The 13,931-nt window shown below is 56.8% G+C and carries 13 protein-coding genes; 4 read left to right on the plus strand and 9 right to left on the minus strand.

The window, feature by feature from the left end:
- The first annotated feature begins 142 nt into the window (after positions 1–142).
- Positions 143–769: an inositol monophosphatase family protein gene (locus tag ACQY4Z_RS21575; protein ID WP_428529630.1), complete on the plus strand. Its 627-nt coding sequence runs from the start codon at positions 143–145 to the stop codon at positions 767–769.
- On the opposite strand, the gene ACQY4Z_RS21580 is transcribed toward ACQY4Z_RS21575, so the two are convergent.
- A complete protein-coding gene (locus ACQY4Z_RS21580) occupies positions 757–927 on the minus strand; it encodes a hypothetical protein (protein WP_008192193.1) in 171 nt (56 codons plus the stop codon). The two genes, ACQY4Z_RS21575 and ACQY4Z_RS21580, sit on opposite strands and share 13 nt — an antisense overlap.
- Before the next feature lie 73 nt (positions 928–1,000).
- Positions 1,001–2,302, minus strand: a complete 1,302-nt coding sequence (locus ACQY4Z_RS21585) for a tlde1 domain-containing protein (RefSeq protein WP_428524692.1) — start codon at positions 2,300–2,302, stop codon at positions 1,001–1,003.
- A gap of 398 nt (positions 2,303–2,700) precedes the next feature.
- Here ACQY4Z_RS21585 and ACQY4Z_RS21590 point away from each other — a divergent pair, with 398 nt between their 5' ends.
- Together ACQY4Z_RS21590 and ACQY4Z_RS21595 are read left to right on the plus strand one after the other, a co-directional pair.
- A complete protein-coding gene (locus tag ACQY4Z_RS21590) occupies positions 2,701–3,381 on the plus strand; it encodes an HAD-IA family hydrolase (protein WP_428524694.1) in 681 nt (226 codons plus the stop codon).
- Positions 3,381–4,154: an ATP12 family chaperone protein gene (locus ACQY4Z_RS21595; protein ID WP_428524696.1), complete on the plus strand. Its 774-nt coding sequence runs from the start codon at positions 3,381–3,383 to the stop codon at positions 4,152–4,154. The genes ACQY4Z_RS21590 and ACQY4Z_RS21595 overlap by 1 nt, the downstream gene beginning before the upstream one ends.
- Positions 4,155–4,225: 71 nt before the next feature.
- Here ACQY4Z_RS21595 and ACQY4Z_RS21600 read toward each other — a convergent pair whose 3' ends face one another.
- The 6 genes from ACQY4Z_RS21600 to ACQY4Z_RS21625 all read right to left on the minus strand — a co-directional run bounded on the left by ACQY4Z_RS21600 (position 4,226) and on the right by ACQY4Z_RS21625 (position 10,300).
- Entirely contained in the window at positions 4,226–4,459 is a 234-nt protein-coding gene (locus ACQY4Z_RS21600) for a GIY-YIG nuclease family protein (protein ID WP_428524698.1), read from the minus strand.
- Between the two features lie 280 nt (positions 4,460–4,739).
- Positions 4,740–6,167, minus strand: a complete 1,428-nt coding sequence (gene mgtE, locus ACQY4Z_RS21605; protein WP_428524700.1) for a magnesium transporter — start codon at positions 6,165–6,167, stop codon at positions 4,740–4,742.
- A gap of 86 nt (positions 6,168–6,253) precedes the next feature.
- A complete protein-coding gene (locus tag ACQY4Z_RS21610) occupies positions 6,254–6,985 on the minus strand; it encodes a peptidase (RefSeq protein WP_428524702.1) in 732 nt (243 codons plus the stop codon).
- 85 nt (positions 6,986–7,070) lie between these two features.
- Positions 7,071–7,889 (minus strand): transglutaminase family protein, encoded by an 819-nt coding sequence (locus ACQY4Z_RS21615; RefSeq protein WP_428524704.1) that lies wholly within the window; start codon positions 7,887–7,889, stop codon positions 7,071–7,073.
- Positions 7,890–7,918: 29 nt separating this feature from the next.
- Positions 7,919–8,869 carry an alpha-E domain-containing protein gene (locus ACQY4Z_RS21620; RefSeq protein ID WP_428524706.1) on the minus strand — a complete coding sequence of 317 codons (951 nt, stop codon included), beginning with the start codon at positions 8,867–8,869 and terminating at the stop codon, positions 7,919–7,921.
- A gap of 6 nt (positions 8,870–8,875) precedes the next feature.
- On the minus strand, positions 8,876–10,300 hold the full coding sequence (locus tag ACQY4Z_RS21625; RefSeq protein ID WP_428524708.1) for a circularly permuted type 2 ATP-grasp protein: 1,425 nt from the start codon (positions 10,298–10,300) through the stop codon (positions 8,876–8,878).
- 255 nt (positions 10,301–10,555) lie between these two features.
- Here ACQY4Z_RS21625 and ACQY4Z_RS21630 point away from each other — a divergent pair, with 255 nt between their 5' ends.
- Entirely contained in the window at positions 10,556–12,088 is a 1,533-nt protein-coding gene (locus ACQY4Z_RS21630) for an acyl-CoA carboxylase subunit beta (protein ID WP_209178371.1), read from the plus strand.
- A 127-nt stretch (positions 12,089–12,215) separates the two neighbouring features.
- On the opposite strand, the gene ACQY4Z_RS21635 is transcribed toward ACQY4Z_RS21630, so the two are convergent.
- Positions 12,216–13,904 (minus strand): BCCT family transporter, encoded by a 1,689-nt coding sequence (locus ACQY4Z_RS21635; protein WP_428524710.1) that lies wholly within the window; start codon positions 13,902–13,904, stop codon positions 12,216–12,218.
- Positions 13,905–13,931: the final 27 nt, after the last annotated feature.

The following is a 13,931-nucleotide window of genomic DNA, read 5'->3' on the forward strand; positions in this document are numbered from 1 at the left end:
TTGGCAGGACCGCTCATGACCTAGCTGACGCCGCAGGTGAAATCGTGCGGACAGCCTGGTTCAGTGAGGGCGCGGTTTCGTACAAGGCCGACCGTTCTGCCTTGACTGAAGCAGATACAGCCGTTGAAGGCTCCGTGATCTGATCGCTGACCGTCATCCGGACCACGGCGTCCTCGGCGAGGAGTTTGGTGCAGAAGATCTCGACAAGGAGTTTGTCTGGGTCCTGGACCCGATTGACGGGACACGGCAGTTCGGTGCCCGGCTGCTCAACTTCGGTGTCCTGATTGCGCTCTGCCATCACGGGAAACCTGTCATAGGCGTCATCGATCAGCCGATGGGACATATCCGGTATTGTGGGATCAACGGCGGTGGAGCGACCTTGAACGGCCGGTGCATCACCAGCCGCAAAGATACGGACCTGGATCACGCGGTCCTGTCGCTGGCCAATCCGAATTCGTTTTGCGGTGAGAGCCGGAGTGGCTTTGAAGCTTTGAACAGCACAGGCGCCATGACGGGGTTTGATGGCGGGTGCCTGGCCTACGGTGCCTTGGCGCGGGGTATGGTGGACGTATGTCTGAACGGTCCGGACCTTGATCCGTTCGATATTTGTGCGCTGGTCCCAATCGTTGAAGAGGCGGGGGGATGCATCACGGATTGGAGTGGCGCTCCGTTATCGCTGTCGTCACGAGGTGCAATTGTTGCCTCAGGCTCAACGCAGCTTCATGAAACGGTATTGGATCTCCTTCCAGGGCGGACTCAAAGTCCCTGAAACAGTGCAGTCAGAATAACGGATCCGATGGTGACGGCGACCACGCCGGCGGCCAGTTTCCAGGCATCGGACCGCTTCTTAAGGCCAGGCCAGCCGAGCGGCTTGATCACCTGGATTGCAGCCACCAGGATCAAGAATAGCGCGATTATTTTGGTCAAGGATGGCTCCGGGCAGGCTTCGTTTGGAGATGCCTAAAACCCATACCCAATCAACTGACAGACCACAAGCACGCTATCTGGAGGCGTATTTCCGTTCGTTGTAGAGCGCCATGTATTTCGGCAGTTTGCTCATGTCAGGCACGACGATCATCGTTTTGACCTGGCCCTGTTTGAAGGCTCTCAGGAACTTGTCGTAGTGGGTGAACGCAACACAGCCATGTGAGCCCTTGCTCCGCCGAAGAAGCGGAGAGTGCGCCAACATACCGTCACGGCCGCGCATGGCAGCAACGTCGTAGGGCAGCATCCGGATCGCTTCGACCCCATGGAAACGCCGCTCCCGCATCCGCAGCTTGTAAACGTTCGGCGGCGTGGGGCCGAGATTCTTCACATAAGCGTATTTGGGTTTGTTCATCCGGTGTCCGATGCCGGAATTTGCCTTTAGCTTGCTGCCATCCGGCATATGAACGACAGCTGCGCTGATGTCATACACCGCGATTTTGCTGCTGCGGCCGGGCAAGCCGCCGCCTTTGCCGTTAAACAGTTTCCCGAGGCCGCTGAACGGTGAATCTTCTGCGCCCGGTTCTTGCGGCTTGGCGTACGCCAAGACAGGCGCCTGCGTGGTCTGGCGCGTGTTTGGTACAGAGGAGGGCTTTGAAATTGCGCCGGGTTTGGTTCGAACCAACGGTTTCGGGCGCATGGCAGGGACAGGCAGCACATTTGATGGCGACAGGCTTGCCACCTGAACAGTCGCAGTTTCCGCGTCGATCATCGGCAAGGCATCGACCGTTGACGGATCTGCCGTGATATCGGCCGGTTCTGTAAGGCCCGCGACGACCGTTTCCGGTTCAGCTGTGTCGGCAGCTAGTCCTGCCGGCGCGGTTGCTTCAGCCGTCAGAGTGTTGCTGACAGCTGGGGCGGATGGACCATAAACGTCCTCGTTTTTGGCAGGCCTGCTCGCCAAAAGCGCATATCGGAGATTTAGGGACGCAAGGCGTTGTGCGAGGGCAACCTTGGCGACGTTCTTTTGGTCCTGTGTTGGCAGAAGCTGTGCCGTAGCCGGGGTAATCCTTGCCTTGTCAACGGCGTCTAAAGAAGCGCGATCGTTTGCAGGGAAGTCCGGTACCTGGATCGACGTTGCGATACGAACCGTGTGGTTTGCATCTTCGGCCTTGGCAACCTGTACCGTGGCCTTGATTGGAGTGAGCGCGACTGCCTTATGCTCAGCTGTACCTTGCAGGGCAGGCAGTGCCGCCTTGATGGCGAGAGCTCCGGCGAGGACCGTAACCGCACCGATTGTCAAAAGATGGCCGCCGAAGCTGCTTTGCTTGGATACCGGAGTGTGCGCCTTGGGCGTGGACTGCTGTGTCTTTGGCATAAAGCACGTATTTCCCTGAGGCCGCGGACCGAATCACACGGCGATGTTTACTGATACTCGCCCGTCAAGCTTGCCTGAGGCGTTTATATAAACTATTAACCATACGGCGATTTTTTGCCGTTTCGGCCGGGGCGCGGCGCACTCGAAACTTAGACCACCTTGACTGAGGTGCTCCCGAAGTGCCCGTTTGTTTTCCGCGATATCCAAAATTGCTCGCCCGGGAGGGGCGGTTCTGTGGAGGAACCCGGCAACTTCTGCAGGGGCGGGAAAAAATGCTCTATCCGGCAGCGCGCCATTTGACTGCAAATGCGGGCCAAAATATGTCCCAGACCGCTTGACCCTGGCTGGAAAACCCGGCACATGCGGCCAATTGGTGGACCCAACGGACATGGATCCTAATGTACCTGATCATATTTGACGTCGATGGCACGCTTCTCGATAGCCAGAACACCATCGTGCATGGCTTCGAAACAGCGTTTTCCGCTGTCGGGCTCCCAGCTCCCGATCGAAAGACCATCCTGTCAATAGTGGGGCGGTCGCTGGAAGAGGCGTTTCAGGATCTTGTCGGTCCAAACCACACGCATCTGGTCGCGCAAATGGCGGACGCGTACCGGACGGAAAAAATCGCGCGGCGGACGTCCGGGCTGGACCTTGATCCGTTGTATCCGGGCGCCCGTGAAGCGATCGATCGGCTACACGCGCGGCCCGATGTATTGCTTGGCATCGCAACAGGCAAGGCAATGCGTGGGGTTCGGTACATGCTGGATGTTCATGATCTGCATGGACGCTTCATCACCATCCAGACCGCGGACACATCCCCGTCAAAGCCGCATCCGGACATGATCGAACGGGCTTTGCGGGAAACAGGTACAGAAGCCATAAAGACGGTCATGATCGGCGATACCGGGTTTGATATGGCCATGGCTCGGTCTGCCGGGGTCCATGCGATCGGTGTGAACTGGGGCTACCATGATCACAGCCAGTTGGTAAGTGAGGGCGCGGAGCGGGTCGTCGACACTTTCGATGAGCTCGCTGTAGCAATCAATGAAATCTTAAAAATTACAGAGGAAGCAGTGTGATGCGTGATTACCTTGAAGCATTGCATGAAGATGCGGCGAAGGATCCGGAGCAACGGGCCCGGGAACTGTCCCGCCGCGAGCTGCCAAAAAGATTCTACAAGAGCGCCGAACACGTTGAAACAGAAGATGGTTTTGCCATTCATCTGGATGGGCGTCCAGTCAAGACGCCGGCCAAGTCGACACTTTTGCTGCCAAACGAAGTCTTGGGGGCAGCCGTTGCAGCCGAATGGCAGGCGCAGGAAAAGGAAATCAATCCGGCGTGCATGCCGCTGACCCGGATTGCCAATTCGGCTCAAGATGCAGTCGCCAAGCGATTTGGCGAAGTCGCGGATGACATCACCGGGTTTGCCGGAAATGATGCGCTTTGCTATCGGGCCGACGATCCGGAGAGTCTCTGCGACACGCAGCGCCGTGTGTGGGACCCGGTGGTTGATTGGGCCGGCGATCAACTTGGCGGACGGTTCGTGCTCATCGAAGGCATCATGCACACGCCGCAGGACCCAGCCCTGTTGACCGCGTTCCGCACCAGGATCGGCGAAGACAGCCCTTTGCGGCTTGCCGGACTTCACACCGTCACTACGTTGACCGGGTCAGCGCTCCTTGCGCTCGCGCTGCGCGAGGGGTTCCTAGATGCGGACAGTGTTTGGACCGCCGCCCATGTTGAAGAAGACTTCAACCTCGAGCGTTGGGGCGAGGATGCGGAAGCCAAACAGATCCGCGCATACAAGCGCTCAGAGTTCGATGCGGCCGCTCTTGTTCTGGCAAACGCATAAGACTTGAAAAGCTGAAATGTCTCAAACTCTGGTGGTTACTGGGCCCCTGCCTTCGCAGGGGCGGCCTGTTGTCAATGTGTGTTCAAGCTGGGAAACAAATCGACCCAATGCGGATTATGCTCCTCAATTAAGCGGATCTTCCAACTTCTTTTCCATTTCTTGATGTTGTGTTCCCGCTGATAAGCCTCTTCCGGGCGTTCAAACATTTCGAAATATATCAGTCGATGAAGTTTGTGTTGGCGGGTAAAAATGGAGCCGGTGCCGTCGCGATGTTCGGACATCCTGCGAATGAGATTATTCGTCATCCCGACGTATAAAGTTCCGCCTATGCGGTTGGTCAGAATATAAACAAAATAAGCTCGCTCAGACCGCACGTGTCATGACGTTTCTTCACTCCAGGCCTGGAAAGCACTTTTGCCGCCCCTGCGAACGCAGGGGCCCAGTAACCACTATGATTGGCCTTATTGTGACTTCTGTCAAAGGCTGACTGTGTCTCTGACCTTCGCTGCAACTTCTCTGACGAACTGGAATACTAGGCCCTGCCTTCGCAGGGGCCGCCTAGGGATCAGAAACTTGGCCGATCCATCAGCCCAGATAGAATGTTGTTGCCATCAGGAAGAAGATCAGAACGCCCAAGACGTCATTGGACGAGGTGATGAAGACACCGATGGCCATTGCCGGATCGATGCCGATCTTGTCGAGAATAATTGGAATGGTGGCGCCGACCATGGCGGCGATCGTGGTGACGCACAACAAAGAGAGTGATGTCGCCAATGCCAGATCAAGCGGCGCTTCAAGCGGCACGACGAAAGAGGCGAGCATGACCAGCGTTCCCAGGATAAGGCCCGCCACAGTGCCGTTCAAAAGGGCTGCCAGGAATTCCTTGAGCAGCCGGAACACAATGTCACCGGACCAAAGGGCGCCGGTGGCGATCCCCTGAACGGCAACAGCAGAGGCCTGAAGCCCGGCATTGCCCGCCATGGACATGGTCACGGGGATGAAAGCCGCCAGGATCGCAGCTTCGGCCAGCTGATCTTCGTAGGAACCAACAACAGTTGCCGCAACACTTGCGCCGATCAGTCCTGCGAGCAGCCAGGGCAGGCGGCCCCGGACGATCCGGAAAACCGTATCGTCGGAACGGGATTCGGCAGACACACCGCTCATCAAGAGCATGTCTTCATTTGCCTCGTCGGATGCGATCCGGGTCAGCTGCTTTGGCGTGATCCGCCCCACCAAATGGCCGTCCGCACTGACTACGGGAACGGTTCGCATGTCCCGTTTTCGGGCTAGACGCAGAACCTCTTCCTGATCCATATCGGCCGATACTGAGATGACATCGCGGTTCATGATGCTAGACAACGGCGCGTCTGCTGGGGCCAGCAAGAGTTTGCCGACTTCGACCGTCCCGGTTAGCCGGCCGTCTTTATCGGTGACATAAACGGTGAAAACCTTGCGGATCCGGTCGGCCTCCGCGCGCATTTGTTCGACGGCCTCTCCGGCCGTGCAGGCCTCCGGCAGCGCCACAAACTTGCGGGCCATAACCCGCCCGGCTGTGTCGTCGGCATAGGACGCGCGTGTGGCGATATCTTCCACATCAGGCAGGCGCGTGATCAACTCATCGGCGGCATCTTCGGGAAACTCGTTGAGGATCTCGATTGCATCTTCCGGGTCAAGACCGGCAAGGATGTCCCGGAACTGATCGAGGGTGGATTCCTCCATCAAAATGGACCGGAACTCCGGACTAAGCTCCGCAACAACCTTGATCGAGGGATTGGCCGGGAGCCATTTGAACAGCTTTCGGGCGTGTTTCAGGCGGAGCCGTGTCAGCATCTGCATGACGTCGGTCGGATCCCACAGCTTCAATAGGTCAAGGAGATCTTGCCGTTTGCCGGCCTTGATCATGTCGCGCACGGCGCTCAGCGTAGCATCGTTCTCGTCAAGGTGTTCCTGGGCCGGTTCGCGGGTCCAGACAAAGTCTGGAAGTGCGGGCGCCATTGTGTCGGCTTTGCTCATTCAGGCAGGACTCCGGTTGTCTCCGCACGCTTTTAGAAGCTCAATGTGACGGAACCCTAACAAAGGCGGGCAGTGCCGGAAATCGGTTAGACGTCGAACTCTTCCAGATCGGCAAAACCTTCGCGAAGTTTCTCTGACCAACCGTGGGAAAGCTTCTGGAAATACGGGTTGTCCTGCTCGATGCGAATTTGCCGGTCGGTGTTGAAGCTGTCTGTGTTGTAGAGCAGCATGTCGATCGGCATGCCAACGGACAAGTTCGAGCGCAAAGTGGAATCGAAAGACAGGAGGATCATCTTGGCAGCCTCGCCAAGACGCATGTTCTTTCGTGTGACACGATCGAGGATCGGTTTGCCGTATTTGTGCTCGCCGATCTGAAGGAACGGCGTGTCATCGGCGACTTCGATGAAATTGCCCGCCGCATACACCTGGAATAGGCGCGGTTCTTCGCCCTTGATTTGGCCACCGAGAATAAAGCTGACATAGAAGTTGTCGGCATTTGCGGCCAAGGCTTCGCCGTCGATTGCCTTTACCTCGCGAATGGCGCTGCCGACCAGACGCGCGACCTGGAACATGGTCTTTGCAGTCATGACGGTGGTGCGTTCATCGGTTGAGTTGTCGGCGTGCTCGCTTAACAGGGACACGACAGCCTGCGTTACGGCCAGGTTGCCGGATGACAGTAAGGTGATGACCCGTTCGCCGGTTTTTTCCCAAACATGCAGCTTTTTGAAAGACGCGATGTTGTCGATGCCCGCGTTGGTGCGCGTATCGGCAGCCAACACAAGGCCACGGTCCAGTTTAATTCCAACGCAATAGGTCATACGGCTCTTCCCGATCCCGCGAATTTTGGCCGACGCCGTTTAGTCCCAGTTCCCGGCGTTGGCAAGCGGATTCAAAAAGACCCGATTATTGTTGCTGCTGAAGCGCAGCTTGCGCCACATCCACCTCGACATGCAGGTTTTCTTCCTGCCCGCCAAAACGGATCCCCCGGATAGGAGCAGCGGAACGCGAGTCGAGGCCCGTGGTCAAGCGGATATAGCGCTCTGTCGGGCAAATAGCGTTGGATACATCGAAACCAACCCAGCCAAGCCCCTCGATCCGGACTTCGGCCCACGCATGATGCGCTTCAGAGGCCTGTTCGTCTTCCAGCAGCAAATACCCTGAGACGTAACGTGCCGGTGTCCCGATTGAGCGGGCTGCGGCGATGAAAATATGGGCATGGTCCTGGCAAACACCTTCACCGGCTGCAAGTGCGGTTGTCGCACTGGCGTGGGTTTCGGTCACGCCAACCTTATAGTCGACCTTGTCGCGGATCGCATGCATGAGCTCATGAAACCCGGCGATCGCATCCGGAACGTCGGCAAGCGATGCGAGTTTCCGGATCGCCTGGTTCGAGTGGGTGAGGGGCGTGACACGGGTGTAGATCCGTGCCGGTGCGCTGGCACCCTTTTCTTTGCCGATCACACCATTGGTTTCCGTCGTTTCCACGATGCCGGTGGCGGTGATTTCAACGTCTTCTACAGGCCCCGCGCGCGAGACCATATGTACGATGTTGTCAAAAGCATCGGAATAGGTTGTTGCACGCTCAATGCCTGGAGCTTCGATGGTCCAGTCAATGATCCGTTGGGCCGGATTGTCGACCGGCGTGAGCCGAAGCTGCTGCATGGCGTTGGCGAGCGGCTGATCGTATTTATAGCGTGTTGTATGTCGGACGAATAATCGCATCTCGGTTCCGAAATTGTTCGGTTAACGGGTCAGGCGAAGTTGTAGTCTTCACATAGTTGGTGGGCGAACTGGTTGTTCTTGCCGATAAAGTCGATCAGGAAATCATGCAGGCCTTCCTGGTAGATGTCCCGCATCTGCTTTTCCTTCAGATCCTTGAAGATGTCGGCTGCCAGATCAAGGCTAGGTTCCCTCGATCCATAGAACTGACCGAGGTCTTCGGCTGTGTCGGCGAGCCAGTCGTAGCAATAGGCAAGCGACCTCGGCATTTCGCGCCGGAGGATTAGAAATTCGGCAATGTTGAAAGCTTTCAACTGTGCATTTGGGTAAGCAAACCGGTAGCTCCGGCGGCCGGACAGGGCGCGAAGGATTGCAGACCATTGATACCGTTCGGAACTGCCGTCTTCGATGATGTCGTTGTCCGGCAAGAGCACCCAGTATTGGTTGTCGAGGATCCGTGCCGTGTTGTCGGCCCGTTCAACAAACGTGCCCATCTGGCTGAAGTAATAGCCGTCATCGCGCAACACGGTGTTCAAAAGCGCACCCCGGAAGAGGTGTGACCGCTGATTAATCCAGGCCAGAAAGTCCGGCAGTTTTTCCTGTGTCATTGATTGCGGGCTGGTGTCGCAAAACTCGATCCAGGTCGTGTTAATGGCTTCCCAGAGCTCGGCGGTGATGCCTGTGCGCACGGCACGGGCATTGTTGCGCGATAACTCCAGGCAATTGCGAATGCTGATCGGGTTGTCCTTTGAGAAGACCATATAATTGGTGACGTGCCGTGAGTGCAGCTCGTCATGCTTCTCGTTATACCCGGTTTCTGCGCCTGAACAGGCAAGAGCAAATTGCCAATGGTGGCCTTCGGCTTGCCCGTCGTAGGCCATGATGGCCCCGCGATAGGCGACTTCCATCAGTCGGGTGATGTTTTGGGCACGCTCTTGATAGCGCGACATCCAGAACAAGGAGGCGGCGGTTCTACCTAGCATGTCGTCTCAGTCCTCCAGTACCCAGGTGTCTTTTGTGCCGCCGCCCTGGCTGGAGTTGACCACCAGGGAGCCTTTTTTCAATGCGACGCGGGTCAAGCCGCCAGGTGTGATGCGCACCTGATCGCCGATCAGGACGAAGGGGCGCAAATCCACGTGGCGGGGCGCGATGCCGGAGGCAACATGGGTTGGACAGGCCGACAAGGCGAGCGTCGGCTGAGCGATGTAGTTGGAGGGGTTGTTCTGCAGGATTTTCCTGAACTCTGCGATCTCCCGTTTTGAGGCTGTTGGACCGATCAACATGCCGTAACCACCAGATCCGTGAACCTCCTTCACAACGATGTCGGCGAGATTGTCGAGCACATACGCAAGATCGTCTTCCCGCGAGCAGTTCCACGTGGGCACATTGTTGAGGATCGGTTTTTGACCGGTGTAGAACTCAATGATGTCCGGCACATACGCGTAGATCGCCTTGTCATCGGCAATTCCTGTGCCCGGCGCATTACAGATCGTCACATTACCGGCTCGATAGGCATCAAACAGTCCGGGCACGCCCAGCATACTGTCCGGATTGAAGGTCAGGGGGTCGAGGAAAGCATCGTCGATCCGCCGGTAAATCACGTCGACCTGTTTTGGTGCCCGAGTTGTGCGCATGAAGACCTTGCCGGCATCGACAAACAGATCGCGGCCTTCAACCAGCTCCACGCCCATACTGTCGGCGAGGAAAGCATGCTCAAAATAAGCGGAGTTGTAGATACCAGGTGTCAGGACGACGATGGTCTGTTCTGATTTCGCCGGATCCGGTGCAACGCTTTCGAGCGTCTGGCGGAGATTTTCCGGATAGCGTTCCACGGGTGCCACATTGTGGGTTTGGAACAACTCCGGGAAGATACGCATCATCGTCTCCCGGTTTTCCATCATGTAGGAGACGCCGGACGGGGTCCGCGTGTTGTCTTCCAACACGTAAAACTCGTTTTCCGAAACCCGGACGAGGTCGGTTCCAATGATATGGGAATAGACTTTCCGCGCCGGAGTGAAGCCGGCCATCTCGGGAAGAAAAGCCTCGTTTTGAAGGATCAGATTTGCGGGAATGCGCCCGGCGCGGATAATTTCCTGGCGGTGATAAATGTCGTGCAGGAAGGCGTTGAGGGCGCGAACGCGCTGGTCGATACCGGCCGACAAGCGGCGCCACTCTGAAGCTGAGATGATCCTGGGAATGGGATCAAAGGGAATAAGCCGCTCTGTGGCTTCTTCGGCACCATAAACCGCGAAGGTTATCCCAAGGCGGCGGAAGATGGTTTCCGCGTCGCGGCTCTTCTTGGTTAGAAAACTGTTCGGCTTGTCTTGAAGCCAATTGGCGATTCTTGAATATGGGGCCCGTGGACTGCCGTCCTGTTCGAGCATCTCATTGAAAAACCCAGAGCTGTCTGACATTGCCTCCCCGCTTGCTTTGTTAATTCAGACTAGGATGGCAGGCCGGATCTGACAACCCAAGGTCATTTTAACGGCGTATTCTGCCTAATTTCTATGCAGAATTGATGAGGCTGCGGGCGGAGGAAGGCGGATAGCTCACCAAATCGCGCCGAATTCAGATTGCGGGATCACATCTGCCATTCTCCCTTGTGCTGACTTTGCCGGGTTCGGAGGGCATGCTAGGACCAAGCAAGACAAAGACATTGGGAGACCCAGATGAGAGACGTTCTGGTGGAGTTGGAGCAGCGGCGGGAAACGGCCAAGATGGGTGGCGGCCAGCGGCGCATCGATTCCCAGCACTCCAAAGGCAAGCTGACCGCTCGGGAGCGGATCGAAATCCTTTTGGACGAAGGTTCGTTTGAAGAGTTCGACATGTTCAAGCAGCACCGCTGCACCGATTTCGGCATGGACGAGCAGCACATTCCTGGCGACGGCGTTGTCACCGGCTGGGGCACGGTCAACGGCCGAACCATCTACGTGTTCTCCAAGGACTTCACTGTTTTCGGCGGGTCCCTGTCAGAGGCCCATGCTGAAAAGATGGTCAAACTGCAGGACATGGCTCTGCAGAACCGGGCACCGATCATTGGTCTTTTCGATGCGGGCGGTGCGCGGATCCAGGAAGGGGTTGCCGCGCTGGGCGGTTATGGGGAGGTGTTCACCCGCAATGTTCAGGCGTCGGGTGTCATTCCGCAGATTTCCCTGATCATGGGCCCTTGTGCGGGCGGTGACGTGTATTCGCCGGCAATGACCGACTTCATTTTTATGGTTCGCGACACGTCCTACATGTTTGTCACCGGACCGGATGTCGTGAAAACCGTGACCAATGAAACGGTCACAGCTGAAGAACTCGGCGGTGCGTCGGTGCACACAACCAAATCCTCAATCGCCGACGGTGCATTCGACAATGATGTTGAGGCGCTGTTGGAGATGCGGCGTCTTATCGACTTCCTGCCGATGAACAATCAGGCAGAGCTGCCCGAGGTCACAAACTACGACGACCCGGACCGGATCGACATGAGCCTCGATTCCTTTATCCCGGACAATCCTAACAAGCCTTACGACATGAAAGAGCTTGTGTTGAAGACCCTCGATGAGGGGGACTTCTACGAGATCCAGGAGAACTTTGCGGGCAACATCATCACCGGTTTCGGCCGCATGGAAGGGCGCACCGTCGGTGTGATTGCGAACCAGCCGATGGTTCTGGCCGGTGTTCTGGACTCAGATGCAAGCCGGAAAGCAGCCCGCTTTGTGCGGTTCTGCGATTGTTTCAACATCCCGATTGTTACCTTCGTCGATGTGCCGGGGTTCTTGCCGGGCACGTCTCAAGAGTACGGCGGTCTGATCAAGCACGGCGCGAAGCTTCTGTTTGCCTACACCGAGGCGACGGTGCCAAAAGTCACGGTCATCACCCGCAAGGCGTACGGTGGGGCCTATGACGTCATGAGTTCCAAGCACATTCGCGGCGACATCAACTATGCCTGGCCGACGGCGGAAATTGCAGTGATGGGTGCAAAGGGCGCTGTTGAGATCCTCTACCGCTCTGAACTCGGGGATCCGGAAAAGATCCAGAAGCGCACGCAAGACTACGAGAACCGGTTTGCAAACCCGTTCGTCGCTGCCGAGCGTGGATACATCGATGATGTGATCCGTCCCCATTCGACCCGCCGCCGTGTTGCAAAAGCCTTGGCTTTGTTGCGCGCTAAAAAAGTCGAAACGCCTTGGAAAAAACACGACAACATTCCGCTCTGATTGTGCGGAAGCTACACCTAAAGGAAACCCGCCAGACTTGGTCTGGCGGGTTTTGTTTTTGTGGAAGAGGACAGGATGACCCGGTCCTGATTACCGGCGAAAGCAATATCTCGCTGGTAATGGTGTTTTAGGCGTGTAGATCCTGGGTGACATGCGTGCCGTCCGGCGCATACTCCCTGACCTCGATCGGATTGGCGGACGGATCTTCAGACAGCGATTTCACCAGTCCCCAGGTCATCGCCAGAAGGATGAAGGAAATCGGGAAGGCTGCCGCGATGGATGCGGTCTGCAAGGCACCCAAACCACCTGCAAGAAGCAGAACGGCTGCGACAAAACCCTCACCCAGGCCCCAGATGATGCGGAACATCTTCGGGGGATCATCGTCGCCCATCGAAAGCATGGTCGTAATCACCAGCGTGCCACTGTCCGATGAGGTTATGAACCAGGACGCGAGCAGGAAGGTTGCCAGCGCAGACAACGGCCATTGGATCCAGCTCATGTCGCCAGCCCAGGACATTGTTCCAAGGTTATCGATCGTGCCGTAAAGAGCAGATGGAAGGTTCCATGCCCGCACAAGCTCAATGATACCCGCGCCACCCGCAACGCCAGGACCGCCTGCGGAATTCAGCTCTTGCCAGATGGCGTTGCCGCCGAACATGCAGAGCCAGAAGAAGGCGATCGTTGTTGGTACGAACATGACGCCGACCATGAACTCGCGGATAGTACGGCCGCGGGATATGCGGGCGATGAACATGCCGACGAACGGTGCCCAGCTGATCCACCATCCCCAGTAGAAGATTGTCCAGCCGCCTTGCCAGCTGACGTTGCCGGCTTCATTGGCTGTCCAGAAACCCATCGGGATGACGTTCCAGAGGTAGTCACCGAGCGTGGTGACAAAGAAGCTCATAAGCCATTTGAAAGGCCCAAGCGCAATGAAGGCTGCGAGCAGGATCACCGACAACCAGATGTTCCATTCCGAGATGATCCGGATGCCATTACCGACCCCGGAAACCGCGGACAAGGTGGCGACGATCGAGATCACCACGATCAGGATGATTTGTGTGGTGATGCCAGGATCTATCCCAAACAGGACATTGAGCCCGGTCGCCATCTGACTGACACCGAGGCCAAGCGACGTTGCAACACCAAAGACGGTTCCAAAGACTGCGAGAAGATCAACTGCGTGACCAATGCGTCCGTAGATGCGCTGCCCGATCAACGGGTAAAGCGCCGAGCGCATGGTGAGCGGCAGTTTTTTCCGGAAACCGAAATATGCCAGGCACAGGCCCACGATCACGTAGACGGCCCATCCATGGAAGCCCCAATGGAAGTAGGTCACGCGCATTGCATCGACCGCACGCTGCATATCCATGTTCGCATGACCGTTCAGGTCAGCATGCGGATTGTTCGGGTAACCGAAGGCTCCGGAGTTGTCGAAGTAAAACACCGGTTCGGCAACACCGAAGAACAGGATGCCGATCCCAACCCCGGCTGAGAACAGCATGGAGAACCAGCTGAAATTGGAGAACTCTGGTCTGCTGTCGTCGTCCCCCAATCTGATTTTGCCCCATTTGGAAAACATCAGATACAAGCAAACGAACAAAATGACCGTTACAGCTGAGATGTAGTACCAGCTCAGCGCGCCTTCGATCCAAGATCGAATAGCCCCATAGACGCTTCCGGCAAACTCTACGTTCAAGACAGTGAAAATAACAAAGGCTGCGACCATGCCTTTTGCGGCTAGGCCCATGCCGGGGTGCAGTCCTGTAAAGAAGCCTGATGTCGCCACCAGGCCCTTGTTCGGATTTTCAGGCATAACTCCTCCCTTCAATCGCCGTTTCAT

Source organism: Roseibium sp., assembly GCF_965276855.1.
Taxonomy (GTDB): Bacteria; Pseudomonadota; Alphaproteobacteria; order Rhizobiales; family Stappiaceae; genus Roseibium.